12 protein-coding genes are annotated in these 14,418 nt (G+C 63.7%); 9 read left to right on the top strand and 3 right to left on the bottom strand.

Features of this window, described 5'->3' with window-relative positions; genetic code table 11:
* Nucleotides 1-74: 74 nt before the first annotated feature.
* The 5 genes from uraH (at nucleotide 75) to EB815_RS01835 (ending at nucleotide 6,172) form a co-directional block, all read left to right on the top strand.
* A complete protein-coding gene (gene uraH, locus EB815_RS01855) occupies nucleotides 75-449 on the top strand; it encodes a hydroxyisourate hydrolase (RefSeq protein ID WP_056570324.1) in 375 nt (124 codons plus the stop codon).
* Between the two features lie 3 nt (nucleotides 450-452).
* On the top strand, nucleotides 453-1,934 hold the full coding sequence (xdhA, locus tag EB815_RS01850; RefSeq protein ID WP_056569148.1) for a xanthine dehydrogenase small subunit: 1,482 nt from the start codon (nucleotides 453-455) through the stop codon (nucleotides 1,932-1,934).
* The gene (gene xdhB, locus EB815_RS01845; protein WP_056569150.1) at nucleotides 1,934-4,279 is read left to right on the top strand and encodes a xanthine dehydrogenase molybdopterin binding subunit; all 2,346 of its coding nucleotides are present in this window, start codon (nucleotides 1,934-1,936) and stop codon (nucleotides 4,277-4,279) included. Before xdhA ends, xdhB begins: the two co-directional genes overlap by 1 nt.
* 61 nt (nucleotides 4,280-4,340) lie before the next feature.
* On the top strand, nucleotides 4,341-5,243 hold the full coding sequence (gene xdhC / locus EB815_RS01840) for a xanthine dehydrogenase accessory protein XdhC (RefSeq protein ID WP_056570327.1): 903 nt from the start codon (nucleotides 4,341-4,343) through the stop codon (nucleotides 5,241-5,243).
* Nucleotides 5,244-5,335: 92 nt separating this feature from the next.
* Nucleotides 5,336-6,172 carry a PhzF family phenazine biosynthesis protein gene (locus EB815_RS01835; protein WP_056569153.1) on the top strand — a complete coding sequence of 279 codons (837 nt, stop codon included), beginning with the start codon at nucleotides 5,336-5,338 and terminating at the stop codon, nucleotides 6,170-6,172.
* An 11-nt stretch (nucleotides 6,173-6,183) separates the two neighbouring features.
* Here the strand turns inward: EB815_RS01835 and EB815_RS01830 are convergent, their stop codons facing one another.
* The 3 genes from EB815_RS01830 to EB815_RS01820 form a co-directional block, all read right to left on the bottom strand.
* Complete coding sequence (locus tag EB815_RS01830; protein ID WP_056569154.1) at nucleotides 6,184-7,431, bottom strand: LLM class flavin-dependent oxidoreductase; 1,248 nt, start codon at nucleotides 7,429-7,431, stop codon at nucleotides 6,184-6,186.
* Nucleotides 7,428-8,438: an LLM class flavin-dependent oxidoreductase gene (locus EB815_RS01825; protein WP_081294947.1), complete on the bottom strand. Its 1,011-nt coding sequence runs from the start codon at nucleotides 8,436-8,438 to the stop codon at nucleotides 7,428-7,430. Before EB815_RS01825 ends, EB815_RS01830 begins: the two co-directional genes overlap by 4 nt.
* 122 nt (nucleotides 8,439-8,560) lie before the next feature.
* A complete protein-coding gene (locus EB815_RS01820; protein WP_056569157.1) occupies nucleotides 8,561-9,481 on the bottom strand; it encodes a LysR family transcriptional regulator in 921 nt (306 codons plus the stop codon).
* Between the two features lie 236 nt (nucleotides 9,482-9,717).
* Between EB815_RS01820 and EB815_RS01815 the strand changes: the two genes are divergently transcribed.
* The 4 genes from EB815_RS01815 to EB815_RS01800 all read left to right on the top strand — a co-directional run bounded on the left by EB815_RS01815 (nucleotide 9,718) and on the right by EB815_RS01800 (nucleotide 14,094).
* Nucleotides 9,718-10,935 (top strand): urate hydroxylase PuuD, encoded by a 1,218-nt coding sequence (locus EB815_RS01815; RefSeq protein WP_056569160.1) that lies wholly within the window; start codon nucleotides 9,718-9,720, stop codon nucleotides 10,933-10,935.
* A 2-nt stretch (nucleotides 10,936-10,937) separates the two neighbouring features.
* Nucleotides 10,938-12,251, top strand: a complete 1,314-nt coding sequence (gene guaD, locus EB815_RS01810; protein WP_056569163.1) for a guanine deaminase — start codon at nucleotides 10,938-10,940, stop codon at nucleotides 12,249-12,251.
* 77 nt (nucleotides 12,252-12,328) lie between these two features.
* A complete protein-coding gene (locus EB815_RS01805) occupies nucleotides 12,329-12,832 on the top strand; it encodes a heme-degrading domain-containing protein (RefSeq protein ID WP_056569166.1) in 504 nt (167 codons plus the stop codon).
* Nucleotides 12,829-14,094 carry a glycerate kinase type-2 family protein gene (locus EB815_RS01800; RefSeq protein WP_056569170.1) on the top strand — a complete coding sequence of 422 codons (1,266 nt, stop codon included), beginning with the start codon at nucleotides 12,829-12,831 and terminating at the stop codon, nucleotides 14,092-14,094. The genes EB815_RS01805 and EB815_RS01800 overlap by 4 nt, the downstream gene beginning before the upstream one ends.
* The last annotated feature ends 324 nt before the right edge of the window (nucleotides 14,095-14,418 follow it).

The raw sequence follows: 14,418 nt of genomic DNA, 5'->3' as shown, positions 1-14,418 counted from the left end.
GGACTTATGCATCGCCTTTAATTGGCGCACAATTCATCACTGTTGTTCTGATGTACCTGGATGGGAGGCGGCCAATGGCTGAAACGTCGAAAGCCGATGGCGGGCGCCTGACGACCCATGTGCTGGACACGGCGACCGGCAAGCCGGCGGCCGGACTGTCGATCGCACTCTATCGTCTCGACGGTTCGGCCAGGAAACATCTGAAGACTGTCGCAACCAATGCCGATGGCCGTTGCGACGCGCCGCTGCTGGTAGGCGCTGAGTTCCGCACCGGCGAATACGAACTGGTGTTCGCGGCTGGCGACTATCTGCGCGGCCAGGGCACAAAGCTGCCCGAGCCCGCTTTCCTGGATAGCGTGCCGATCCGCTTCGGCATGGCGGAGGCGGTGCACTATCACGTACCCTTGCTGATCTCACCCTACGGCTATTCGACCTACAGGGGGAGCTGAGGCATGGCCAAGGTCACCGTCCGAAACGAAATCCGCTTCATCCTCAATGGCAGCGATGTCGTGCTGACGTCGGTGGCTCCCGACGCGACCCTGCTCGATTGGTTGCGCCTCGACCGTTCGCTGCGCGGCACCAAGGAAGGCTGTGCCGAGGGCGATTGTGGCGCCTGCACGGTGCTTGTCGGCAAGCTCTCCGCCGGCGGGCTGGTTTATGAAAGCGTCAATGCCTGCATCCGCTTCCTTGGCTCGCTCGTCGGCACCCATGTCGTGACGGTCGAGCATCTGCGCGGCGAGCCAGGCAAGCTGCATCCCGTCCAGCAGGCGATTGTCGATTTCCACGGTTCGCAATGCGGCTTCTGCACGCCGGGCTTCGTCATGTCGCTCTATGGCCTGTGGATGAAGTCTCCAGACCCGTCGAACGCGGCCATCGAAAAGGCCTTGCAAGGCAATCTTTGCCGCTGCACCGGCTATGAGGCGATCATGCGCGCGGCGCACGCCATCTCCAGCTACGGCAAGGCGGCAAAGGATCCGCTGGCGGTGGAGCGCAAAGCGATCACGGCGAGGCTGGAAGCCATGCATGACGGCGCCCGTGTCGAGATCGGGTCGGGCAAGAAGCGTCTCATCGTGCCGGCCAATGTCGACGACTTCGCCGCCTTGCTGGACAAGGAACCCGGCGCTACGGTCGTTGCCGGCTCCACGGATGTCGGCCTGTGGGTGACAAAGCACATGCGCGACATCTCGCCGGTGATCTTCATCGGCAATCTGGACGGGCTGCGCACCATCTCCGAGGACAAGGGCGTCATATCGATCGGCGCCGGCGTCACCTATTCTGAAGCCTTCTCGACGCTGGCCAAACGCATCCCGGCGCTGGGGCCGCTGTTCGATCGCATCGGTGGCGAACAGGTGCGCAACATGGGCACGATCGGCGGCAACATCGCCAACGGCTCGCCGATCGGCGATACGCCGCCGCCCTTGATCGCGCTTGGCGCGCGCCTGACCCTGCGCAAGGGCAAGAAGCGGCGCACGATCCCGCTGGAAACCTTCTTCATTGCCTATGGCAAGCAGGACCGGCAGCCGGGCGAGTTCGTTGAGTCGGTACACGTTCCCGTGCCGGCCAAGGACACGAAGTTCGCGGTGCACAAGATCACCAAGCGCCGCGACGAGGATATCACCGCGGCCCTCGGCGCCTTTTTCCTGACCCTGGCCAGGGACGGCACGGTCGCCGACCTGCGCATCGCCTATGGCGGCATGGCGGCGACGCCAAAACGGGCGTCCTTCGTTGAACAGGCACTCCTCGGCAAGCCCTGGACCGAAGCGACGGTCGAGACGGCGATGGCTGAGTACGCCAGGGATTTCAGCCCGCTCACCGACATGCGGGCGTCAGCCGAATACCGGGCTCTGGCCGCGAAAAACCTGTTGTTGCGCTTCTTCGTCGAAACCACCGGCACCAGGGCACCATTCCAGGTGTCACGCAACGAGGCTGCCTGATGAACAAGCACGCCACGTCAAATCTCAAGGCCGAGAAGATCACCGGCGGCGTTGCCACCGATCAGCGGCATGACTCCGCCCACAAGCATGTCAGCGGCACCGCCGTCTATATCGACGACATGCCGGAACCGGCGGGTACGCTGCATGGCTGCCTCGGACTCTCGGCCGCCGCGCATGCCACCATCACCAGCATGGACCTTTCGGCGGTGCGCGCCGCTTCGGGAGTCGTCGATGTGCTGACGGCAAAGGATGTGCCGGGCGAGAATGACATTTCGCCGACCGGTCGGCACGATGAGCCGGTGCTCGCTGACGGCAAGGTCGAATTCTTCGGCCAGCCGATCTTCTGCGTTATCGCCGAAACCCGCGAACAGGCACGCCGCGCCACCAGGCTGGCCAAGGTAGAGTACAAGGAATTACCTTTCGTCACCGACATCGGCGAACTCGATCCGAGGAAGGACAAGCTCGTCACGCCGCCGCTTACCTTGAGGCGCGGCGATGCCGCCGCTGCGATCAAGGCGGCGCCGCGCCGGCTGAAGGGAAAGATGCGCGTCGGCGGCCAGGAGCATTTCTATCTCGAGGGCCATATCGCCATGGCCATTCCCGGCGAGGACCAAGACGTCACCATCTATTCCTCGACCCAGCATCCGAGCGAAGTCCAGCACATGGTGAGCCATGCGCTCGGCGTGCCCAGCAATGCCATCACCGTGGAGATCCGCCGCATGGGCGGCGGGTTCGGCGGCAAGGAAACGCAAGGCAACCAGTTTGCCGCGCTCGCCGCCATCGCGGCCAAAAGACACCATCGCGCCGTCAAGATCCGGCCCGACCGCGACGACGACATGATCGCCACCGGCAAGCGCCACGATTTCCTCGTCGACTACGAAGTCGGCTTCGACGACGAGGGCAACATTCTCGGCGTTGATTTCATGTTCGCCGCGCGTTGCGGCTTCTCGTCGGATCTGTCGGGCCCGGTGACGGATCGCGCGCTGTTTCATTGCGACAACACCTATTTCTGGCCGGCCGTGCATGCCCAGTCGGCGCCGCTCTACACCAACACCGTGTCGAACACTGCCTTCCGGGGCTTCGGTGGCCCGCAAGGCATGGTCGGTGCCGAACGCGTCATCGACGAGGTTGCCTTCGCGGTCGGCAAGGATCCGCTCGAGATCCGCAAGAAGAATTTCTATGGCACCAGCGACCGCAACATCACGCCCTACCACCAGACGGTCGAGGACAACATCATCCAGCGTATCGTCGCCGAACTTGAGGAAAGCGCCAGCTATGCGCGACGGCGGCGCGAGATATCGGCCTTCAATGCCAACAGCCGTTTCATCAAGCGCGGCCTGGCGCTCACGCCGGTCAAGTTCGGCATTTCCTTCACGGCCACGCACTACAATCAGGCCGGGGCGCTGGTGCATGTCTATAACGACGGCTCGGTGCATTTGAACCATGGCGGCACCGAGATGGGGCAAGGCCTCTACGTCAAGGTGGCACAAGTGGTGGCGGAAGAATTCCAGGTCGACCTCGACCAGGTGAAGATCACCGCGACCACCACCGGCAAGGTGCCGAACACCTCGGCCACGGCGGCGTCATCCGGCACCGACCTCAACGGCATGGCGGCACAGAACGGCGCTCGCCAGATCAAGGATCGGCTGACCGATTTCGCCGCTGAAAAATACCAGGTGCCGCGTGATCAGGTGCTGTTCCTCCCCAACCGGGTGCGCATCGGCAACCAGGAGATCGCATTCGCCGATCTCGTCAAGCAGGCCTACATGGCCCGCATCCAGCTCTCGGCGGCGGGCTTCTACAAGACGCCGAAAATCCACTGGAACCGCGACAAGGGACAGGGCCGTCCCTTCTACTATTTCGCCTATGGCGCCTCCTGCTCGGAAGTCTCGGTCGACACGCTGACTGGAGAATATGTGGTCGAACGCACCGATATCCTGCACGAGACCGGCCGTTCGCTGAACCGCGCCATCGATCTCGGCCAGGTCGAGGGCGGCTTCATCCAGGGCATGGGCTGGCTGACGACCGAGGAATTGTGGTGGGATGACAAGGGTCGGCTGCGCACCCACGCGCCGTCGACCTACAAGATCCCGCTCGCCTCCGACCGGCCGAAGATCTTCAACGTCACTTTGGCCGACTGGCCGGAGGCGAGCGAGCCGACGATCCACCGGTCCAAGGCGGTTGGCGAGCCGCCCTTCCCGCTCGGCATGTCGGTGCTGCATGCGCTGTCGGATGCGGTGGCCAGTGTGGCCGACCACAAGATCTGCCCGCGCCTCGATGCGCCGGCAACACCGGAACGCGTGCTGATGGCGATCGAGCGGCTGAAAGGAGAGGCGAACGCCTGAATTCGGCAAACGTGCAATTCAGGCCGAAAAACCCTATGTTTCCCGCACGGGAATGCGAACGATGAATTCGAAAGTGCAAAGCCTGAAAGACTTCCTTGCCGGCCAAGATCGCCTCGCTTTGGTCGAAGTGGCCGGCACCAAAGGCTCGACGCCGCGTGAGAAGGGCGCCTTCATGCTCGTCTCGCCATCTGCGACATCAGGCACGATCGGCGGCGGCCAGCTCGAATATATGGCGATCGACAGGGCCAGGCAGATGGTGGCGTCTTCACCTCGCCGCAAGCGGCAGGGCAAGGAAGCCCGCATCGAGGTCGATGAAGTCTGCGCCACGCTCGACGTGCCGCTCGGGCCGGAGATCGGCCAATGCTGTGGCGGGCGCGTCGAAGTCCTGATTCGGCTGATCGACAACGCAATCGAACAGAGGCTGATTGCCGACGCTGAAGCCGAGGAAGCGCATCTGCCGCATGTCTACATCTTCGGCGGCGGCCATGTCGGCCAGGCGCTGGCGTCGACGATCGCACTCCTTCCCGTGCACGGCGTCGTCATCGAGACACGGGCCGAGGCGCTGGAAGGCATGCCGGAGACCGTCGAGACGCGGCTGACGCCGATGCCCGAGGCCGAGGTGCGAAACGCCCCCGCCGGCACGGCTTTCGCGATCCTCACCCATGACCACGCGCTGGATTTCCTGATCGTCGCCGAGGCGCTGAAACGGAACGACGCTGCCTATGTCGGCATGATCGGCTCGAAGACCAAGAAAGCGACGTTCAAGAACTGGTTCCTGAAGTCGGCTGAAGGCAGTGAAGCCGAATTCTCCCGCCTCGTCTCGCCGATCGGCGGCGACGCCGTCAAGGACAAGCGCCCGCCAGTCATCGCGGCACTTGCCGCCGCCGAGATCATGACGGCGCTGGTGGTTCACAACGCGCCGTCAAATGCCAACCGTCAGCAGGACAAGGTCATGGCCGGTTAGCCAAAAAGCTGCTCGTTGGCCTGCCTGTTTTCAATCGCGGGAAAAATGCATTTGCGGTATCCACCCGGCGTTCCTGCATGAGGTGAGAATACATGGACGTCCTGAAAATCGCGGCCTTCTCGGATGGCGACACCGGCGGCAATCCCGCCGGGGTGCTGATAGGCGACGTCTTGCCCGAAGCCGGCGAGATGCAGCGTCTGGCGGCGGAGGTCGGGTTCTCGGAAACCGCCTTTGCCGCACCGGACGGCGAGAGCTGGCGGGTGCGCTACTTCTCGCCGGAAACCGAGGTTCCCTTCTGCGGGCACGCCACAATTGCCTTGGGAGCCGCCTTCGTCCGGCAATTTGGCGATGGAACGTTCCCGCTGACCCTCAACCAGGCCAGCATCACCGTCGAAGGTTTCCGAGATGGCGTGAACGTCGCCGCCGCGTTGCAGTCGCCGCCGACACGCAGCAGGCCGGCACCGCCAGAGCTGATCGCCGAGGCGCTGGCGCTGTTCGGCTATGCCGCGACCGATCTCGATCCGGCGATTCCGCCGGCGCTGATCCATGGCGGCGCGGACCACCTTGTGCTGACCCTCAAGTCGCGCGAGGCACTGGCCGCCATGCGCTACGATCTGAAAGCCGGCCAGGCCTTGATGCGGCGCGAAGGGCTGGTGACGATCCTGCTTGCCTATGCCGAAACGCCACGGCTTTTCCACACGCGCAATCCCTTTGCCTCCGGCGGCGTCTATGAGGATCCGGCGACGGGAGCCTCGACGGCTGCCTTTGCCGGCTACCTCCGCGACATCGGCTGGCCGCATGGCGGCGCGATCGATGTCGTGCAAGGCGAGGACATGGGCATGCGCTCGCGCCTGCGCGCCGATATCTCGCCCGAGACAGGCAGCTCGATCAGGGTTTCGGGCACGGCCCGCATGATGGACGAAGCATAGAAGCCGCCGGCTCAGGCCGGCCGTTTCAAGCCCAGATGGTCGCGCAGCGTCCGGCCTTCATAGTCCCGGCGGAACAGACCGCGCCGCTGCAGTTCCGGTACCACCAGCGTGGCGAAGGCATCGAGCTCGCCCGGGAAATAAGACGGCATCACGTTGAAGCCGTCGGCGGCACCACCCTCGAACCGCGCCTGCAACTCGTCGGCGACCTGCGTCGCTGTGCCGACAATGCGCCAATGGCCGCGCGCGCCGGCGAAATGGCGGGCAAGCTGGCGGATGGAGAGGCCGTCACGGCGCGATTGCTCGACGACCAGTGCCTGCCGGCTCTTCATGCCCTCGCTCTCCGGCAGTTCGGGCAGCGGTCCGTCGATCGGATAGCGTCCGAGATCGGAGATGCTGAGATAGCTGGAGAGCAGTGCCACGCCGACATCGTCGGGAATGAGCTCCTGCAATTCCTCGTGCTTCTCGCGGGCTTCGGCCTCGGTTTGCGCCACCACGGGCGAGACGCCGGGCATGATCTTGATGTCGTCGGGTTCGCGTCCGTAGGTCACCATGCGTCCCTTGAGATCATCGTAGAAGGCCTTGGCTTCCTCGAAGGTCTGCGCCGCCGTGAACACCACGTCGGCGGTACGGGCGGCAAGATCGCGGCCGACATCCGAGGCGCCGGCCTGGACCATGACCGGCGCGCCCTGAGGCGAACGCGGCAGGTCGAGTGGGTCGCGCACCGAAAAGCTGTGGCCATCATGGCCGGAAGCCTTGCCGTGCCAAAGGCCGGTGACGACCTCGGCGAATTCGCGCGCTCGTTCATAACGATCGGCATGGGGCTTGAGACCTGTCGCGCCGAAATTTGCGGCTTCGATCGGACTTGCCGAAGTGACGAGGTTCCAGCCGGCGCGGCCGCCGCTCAGATGGTCGAGCGACAGAAACGTCCGCGCCAGGCCGTAGGGCTCATTGTAGCTCGTCGAGGCGGTGGAGACGAGGCCGATGCGGCTGGTCTGGACAGCCAGCGCCGACAGCAGGCTGATCGGCTCGAAGCCGATCGAGCGCGACGTCTGGCTGGCGATGCCGATATTAGCCTCGCGCAGCCCGGCTGCGTCCTCGCAGAAGATCATATCGAACTTGGCCGCTTCCGCCGTGCGCGCCAGCTGGATGTAATGGCCGATGTCGATGCCGGCCGTGACATGGGACTTCGGATGGCGCCATGCGGCGATGTGGTGGCCTGTTGCCCACAGGAACGCGCCGAGCTTCATCTGCGCCGTCATTGCTCACCTCCGCCGGCCAATCCGAGATGCGAGCGTAACGTTGTCCCGCGATAGGTGTCTCGAAAAAGGCCGCGGCGCCGCAACTCCGGCGCGACACGGTTGATGAAATCGTCGAATACCGAAAGCTGTGACAACTGGATGATGAATCCGTCGCAGCTTTTTGCACGAAATTGGGTTTCCAGCCTATCGGCCACGGTGGCCGAGCTGTCATCGGGGGCGAGCGAGATATTCGTCAGCACCTTCACAGCGTCCGGATCGCGCCCAGCCGCCGTGGCGCGACGCTTCAGATCGTCATGGCGTACTTTCGCGCTCTCGACCGACCCGCTGTCCAGCAAGATGACATCGGCGGTGCGGGCCGCAATATCCAGGTCAGGCTCCGACAGACCGGAGAACACCAGCACCGGCGTATCCTGCGGCGAACGCGCGACGTTCAGCGGCCCGCGCACGGAGAAGAACTCACCCTTGTGGTCGAGCAGGTGCATTTTCCCGGGATCGTGGAAGCGTCCGCCGGTCTTGTCGAACAGCAGCGCATCCGCGTCCCAGCCCTGCCACAGGCCTTGGACGATGCCGATATATTCCTCGCCGCGGCGGCGAAAGTCGGTGTCGGAAAATCCTTCCGGCCGGCTGAAATTGGCGGCCTCGCGAGGGCTCCGCGCCATCGTCGCGTTCCAGCCGGCGCGGCCATGGCTGATAATGTCGAGCGAAGCGAAACGGCGTGCCAGATTGTAGGGCTGGTGGGCGACTGTCGAGGCCGCCGCGACCAGCCCGATCCGGCTCGTCACCGTTGCCAGCGCGGCGAGTAAAGTCGTTGCTTCGAAGGGCATCGGATTGTTCACTGTACCGCTGTCGGAAGCCGGGGCGCAATCGGCAAGCAGCACCATGTCGAGCACGGCCGCTTCGGCTTGCTGCACAAACCGGACAAGGCGGCGGAATTCCGGTTCACCCGTCAGGTCGGAAGTCCCCGGCAGCAGCGAAACGGCAAGATGCATTGTGGCGCCGTTGTCCATCGATGGTTCCTGCGAGACGAAATGGAGCCGGGACTATGTTCGCCGCCCGCAGCGATGGCAACCGCCGGCGCTGGTCCAACTGCCGCTCACTTGCCGGCCAGCAAGTGGGTTCCAGTCAGCCATCATTTGCCGGCAAGAATGTCGTTGATCAGCCGCTGGCAGCGCTCGGCCATGAAATCCAGCAGCAGCCGCACTTTCGGGTCCTGCAGCTTCTTGTGTGGATAGACCGCGGCGAACTGTACCGGCGTCGGTGGCGTATTGGCCAGGATCACCTTCAGCCGCCGGTCGCGGATGAACGGTTCGACCTCGAAGCGCGGCTTGTTGATGATGCCGCGCCCCGACAGCGCCCACCCGGTCAGCACGTCGCCGTCATCCGTGTCGTAAGGTCCGTGCACCTCGAATTTCTGGGGCCCGGCGGGCGTTTGCAAGGTCCAGACATATTCGCGCGCGCCGGAATAGCGCAGCATAAGGCAGTCGTGCTTTCGTCCGATCAGTTCCTGCGGCTCCACGGGCTCGCCGCGCGCTTCCAGATATTTCGGCGCCGCCACCAGCACGCGCTCGCATTCCATGATGCCGCGCATCCGAAGGCTGGAATCCTCGATGATGCCAAGCCGGAAGGCGACATCGATGCCTTCCTTCATGATGTCGACATTGTGGTCCGACAGCCTCAGCCGCACCTCGATATCGGGATATTTATCGTGGAAATCGGGAATGCCAGAGGCGACGAGCCGCCGGCCGAGGCCAAGCGGCGCGGTCACGCGGATTGTGCCGCGCGGCTGGCCGGAAAGGGCCGAGACGGCGGCCTCGGCCTCGGTGATAGCCTCCAGCACCTGCTTGGCGCCGGCATAAAACACCGTGCCATGCTCGGTCGGCATCAATTGCCGCGTCGTGCGGTTGAACAGCCGCACCCCCAGATGCTTCTCCAACTCCTTGATGCGGTTGGAGGCGACCGCCGGCGAAATGCGCATGTCGCGGCCCGCCGCCGACAGATTGCCGAGTTCGACGACGCGGACGAAGACGGCGATGTTGTCGAGATAGGCCATGCGGAGCACCTTCGCCGGTTTGCAGCGATCAGCCTAGCGCATGACCCCGAAAAATCGGAATCGATTTTCGGAAAGGATCATGCGCCAGATCAAAGTGCTACAGCGTCCTTTGCGCGTCCAAGAGGACGCGCGGCGCTGTAGTATTTTCCATTTTTTTTTGAAAGTCATCGTACACCTCGCCTCTTTCCGTTTGCGCGCCACACCGTAAAGTCACCCAATCGGCAGGGACGACTTCAATGATGGATTTCGCGATTTTCTGGGACTGGCTGAGCTTCGCCGTGCGGTGGCTGCATGTCATCACCGGCATCGCCTGGATCGGCTCGTCTTTCTATTTCGTCGCGCTCGATCTCGGCCTGCGGCAGCGTCCCGGCATGCCTGTAGGCGCCTTCGGCGAGGAATGGCAGGTGCATGGCGGCGGCTTCTACCACATCCAGAAATATCTGGTGGCGCCGGCCGAGATGCCCGAGCATCTGACGTGGTTCAAATGGGAATCCTACGCCACCTGGCTGTCCGGTTTCGCCATGCTGTGCGTGGTCTACTATGCCGGGGCCGATCTGTTCCTGATCGATCCCAATGTGCTGCCGATGTCGGTGCCGGTCGGCATCCTTTTGTCCATGGCCACGATCGGCGTCGGCTGGGTGGTCTATGATCTTTTGTGCCGCTCACCGCTTGGCAAAAGCGACACCGGCCTGATGCTGGTGCTCTACTGCGTGCTGGTGTTCATCGCCTGGGGGCTCACCCACCTGTTCACCGGGCGCGCCGCCTTCCTGCATCTGGGCGCCATCACCGCCACGATCATGTCGGCCAATGTCTTCATGGTCATCATTCCCAACCAGAAGATCGTCGTTGCCGACCTCATCGCCGGCCGCAAGCCCGATCCGAAATACGGCAAGATCGCCAAGCAGCGTTCGCTTCACAACAATTATCTGACGCTGCCCGTCCTGTTCCTGATGCTGTCGAACCACTATCCGCTGGCATTCGGCACGCAGTTCAATTGGGTCATCGCCTCGCTGGTGTTCATCATCGGCGTGCTGATCCGGCATTATTTCAACACCGTGCACAAGCGTGCCGGCAATCCGCACTGGACGTGGCTGGGCGCCCTTGTCCTGTTCATCATCATCATCTGGCTGTCGACCGTGCCGAAGGTGTTGACCGGCGAACCGAAGGCGTCCGCTTCGGCGGAAGTCTATATCGCCTCGGCGCATTTCCCGGCCGTGCGCGACACCGTGCTCGGCCGCTGCTCGATGTGCCATGCTCAGGAACCGGTCTATGAAGGCATCTATCACGCGCCCAAGGGCGTGATGCTTGATACCGACGCCAACATAGCCAACCACGCCCGCGAGATCTATCTGCAGGCCGGCCGCAGCCACGCCATGCCGCCCGCCAATGTCTCGCAGATATCAGACAAGGAACGGGCGTTGCTGGTGGCCTGGTTCGAAGGCGCAGGGAAATAGGCATGACCTCGACACTTCTGCGCGGCCGCACGCTGTCCTTCGTGCGCTGGCCGCGGACCATCGATGACCATTCGGCCTGGCGTTACGAGGAAGATGGCGGGCTTTTGATCCGTGACGGCAGGATCGTTGCCGCGGGGGCCTACGTGGATGTCGAAAAACAGGCCGGTGAGGGGGTCAAAAAAATCGACCACCGGCCGCACCTTTTGTTGCCGGGCTTCATCGACACGCATGTGCATTTCCCACAGATGCAGATCATCGCGTCCTATGGCGCCGAACTGCTCGACTGGCTGAACACTTACACCTTCCCGGAAGAGACGAAATTCGCCAACGCCCAGCATGGCCGTCGCATAGCGCGCCTGTTCCTCGACGAAATGGTCCGCTACGGCACGACGACGGTGGTCGCCTATTGTTCGGTGCACAAGGCCTCGGCGGAAGCCTTCTTCGCCGAGTCGCATGACCTCAACATGCTCAACATCGCAGGCAAGGTGATGATGGACCGCAATGCACCCGACGGTGTGCTCGACACGCCGCAATCCGGCTATGACGACACCAAGGCGCTGATCGCGGAATGGCACGGAAAGGGGCGCCAGCACTATGCCATCACGCCGCGCTTCGCGATCACCTCCTCGCCGGAGCAGATGGAGATGGCCGGAACGCTCTGCCGCGAGCATCCCGACTTGCACATGCAGACGCACCTGTCCGAAAACCACGCCGAGATCGCCTTCACCCAGGAACTCTACCCCTGGTCGCGCGACTACACCGATGTCTACGAGCACTACGGGCTGCTGGGCAAAAAAAGCCTGTTCGGCCACTGCATCCATCTGTCGGAGCGTGAGGCGGACGCGCTTTCGGACAGTGGCTCGGTGGCGGTGTTCTGCCCGACCTCGAACCTGTTCCTCGGTTCCGGCCTGTTCGATTATCAGCGCTACCGCACGCGCGACAAAGCCCTCCGGATCGCCGCCGCGACCGATGTCGGCGGCGGCACCAACTACTCCATGCTGCGCACCATGGACGAAGGCTACAAGGTGATCGCCCTGCACGGCGAGAAGCTCAACCCGTTCCAGTCCTTCTGGCAGATCACGCGCGGCAATGCCGAGGCACTGTCGATGGCCGACAGGATCGGCACGCTGGACGAAGGCACCGACGCCGACATCGTCGTGCTCGACGCCAAGGCGACGCCGGCGATGCGGCTCAGGATGGAAACGGCGCAGACGCTGGCGCAGGAACTGTTTCTGCTGCAGACGCTGGGCGACGACCGCGCCGTGCGCGAGGTCTATATCGCAGGGCGGGCGGCCAAGAGCGATCTGGCGAATTAGAGCGCCAAGTGCGTTCATTACTTGACCCCGCGGCAGCCATCGGTCAAAGCGTGCGGCGAAGTTGACAGGGGAACGACATGGCCGTTGCTGACGACATCGCACTGATCAAGCGACAGGAAGAGACCCTGGTCTTTCCCGCCTTCGACGAGGCCGTCGCCTTCAAGATCGGCTCGGCCATCCGCGATCGTGCAATCGCTGAAAACCTACCCATCATCGTCGAAATCAGGCTGTGGGACCGGCCGCTCTTCTATGCCGCGATGCCAGGTTCGAACGCTTCCAATCCTGACTGGGCGCGGCGCAAGATCAATGTCGTCAGGCGTTTCCTCAGAAGCACCTATCGAATGGTGTTGGAACAGCAGCGCCCCGACCGCACCTTCAAGGTCGGCGAGGGCCTCGACATCTCGGACTATGTGCTCGCTGGCGGCGGCTTTCCGATCACCGTCAAGGGCGCCGGCGTCATTGGCGTGATTGCGGTGTCCGGTCTGCCGGAGCGCGAGGATCACGGCGTTGTGGTCGATGCGCTGTGCGACCATCTCGGTATCGACAAGCGTGGGCTTGCATTGCCTTCGGAATCCGAATGACCGTGTTCGATCCCAAGGCCTTTCTCACTTCCATCTTCGAAGCCGCGGTCGCCGCCGCCGATCCGGAGCGGACCATTCGGGACCATCTGCCGGCGAAGCCCAAAGGCCGCACCATCGTCATCGGCGCTGGCAAGGGCTCGGCGCAGATGGCGGCGGCCTTTGAGAAAGTCTGGGATGGCCCGATCGAAGGGCTGGTCGTTACCCGCTACGGCTACGGCGCCAAATGCGAGCGCATCGAGATCATCGAGGCGGCGCATCCGGTGCCGGACGCCGCCGGCCTCGAAGCCTCGCGGCGCCTGCTTGCAAAGGTCCAGGGGCTGACCGCGGACGATCTGGTCGTGGCGCTGATTTCCGGCGGCGGCTCGGCGCTGCTGCCGTCACCGGCCGGGGGCCTGACGCTGGCCGACGAGATCGCCGTCAACGAGGCGCTGCTCGCCTCCGGGGCGCCGATCGCGGCGATGAACACCATCCGCAAGCATGTCTCGACCATCAAGGGCGGCCGGCTGGCCGCCGCCGCAGGGCCGGCCAAGGTGGTGTCGCTGGTTGTCTCCGACATTCCTGGCGACAATCCGGCCCTTGTCGCCTCCGGGCCGACCGTGCCGGATACCGGCGGCCGTCAAGACGCGCTGGCGTCGATATCGGCCTATGGCATTAACCTGCCGGCCTCGGTGATGGCGCATATCAAATCGCCGGCGGCCGATGCGCCGGATCCCGGCGATAGGCGCTTTTCACGCAATGAGGTTCACTTGATCGCCTCGGCTGGCGTGTCGCTGGACGCGGCGGCAGTGGAAGCGAAGCGTCAAGGCGTCGAAGCCGTCATCCTCTCCGATGCCATCGAGGGCGAAGCGCGTGAGGTTGGTGGAGTCCATGCCGCGATCGCGCGCGAAGTCGCGACGCGCGACCGGCCTTTCCGGAAGCCGGTGCTGATCCTGTCCGGCGGCGAAACCACGGTGACACTGCGCGCCAAGGGAAAGGGCGGACGCAATTCCGAATTCCTGCTCGCCTTCGCCATCGGCATCAACGGCGTGGAGGGCATTCACGCCCTGGCAGCCGACACCGACGGTATCGACGGCTCTGAAAACAATGCCGGGGCCTTCGCCGACGGCTCGACCGTGTCGCGCATGCGCGCGACCGGTGTCGACGCCAAGGCGATGCTGGCCGGCAACAATGCCTGGACGGCGTTCAATGCGGTTGGCGACCTGTTCGTGCCTGGGCCGACCGGCACGAACGTGAATGATTTGAGGGCGATTCTGATCCGGTAAATCGACTGCGACAAACGAAGCTTACAGTGTTGGATTGACGACGACCGTTGGCGATTGGCCGAAGCTTTTCAACTTCGTCATCCTAGTCTAGGGCGAAGCAGCCGCGCAGCAGCGTCGCGGAGACCCTGGGATCCATTCCATAACCTTGGTCGTGGGTGCAACGCAGCAGAATTCTGCACCGCAGCGGCGCCTTGAAGTCGCGGCATGGATCCCGGGGTCTGCGCCGCGTCGCTTCGCTCCTTGCTTCGCCCCAGGATGACGATGGAGGGAGACGTTTCGGCTAACCTCCAACGATATGTGACGCTCCAGCGCAAGCACTATCCG

The organism is Mesorhizobium loti, assembly GCF_013170705.1.
Taxonomy (GTDB): domain Bacteria; phylum Pseudomonadota; class Alphaproteobacteria; order Rhizobiales; family Rhizobiaceae; genus Mesorhizobium; species Mesorhizobium loti_D.
Note: the sequence above shows the minus strand (reverse complement) of the source record. Positions and strands in the feature narration are given on the sequence as shown.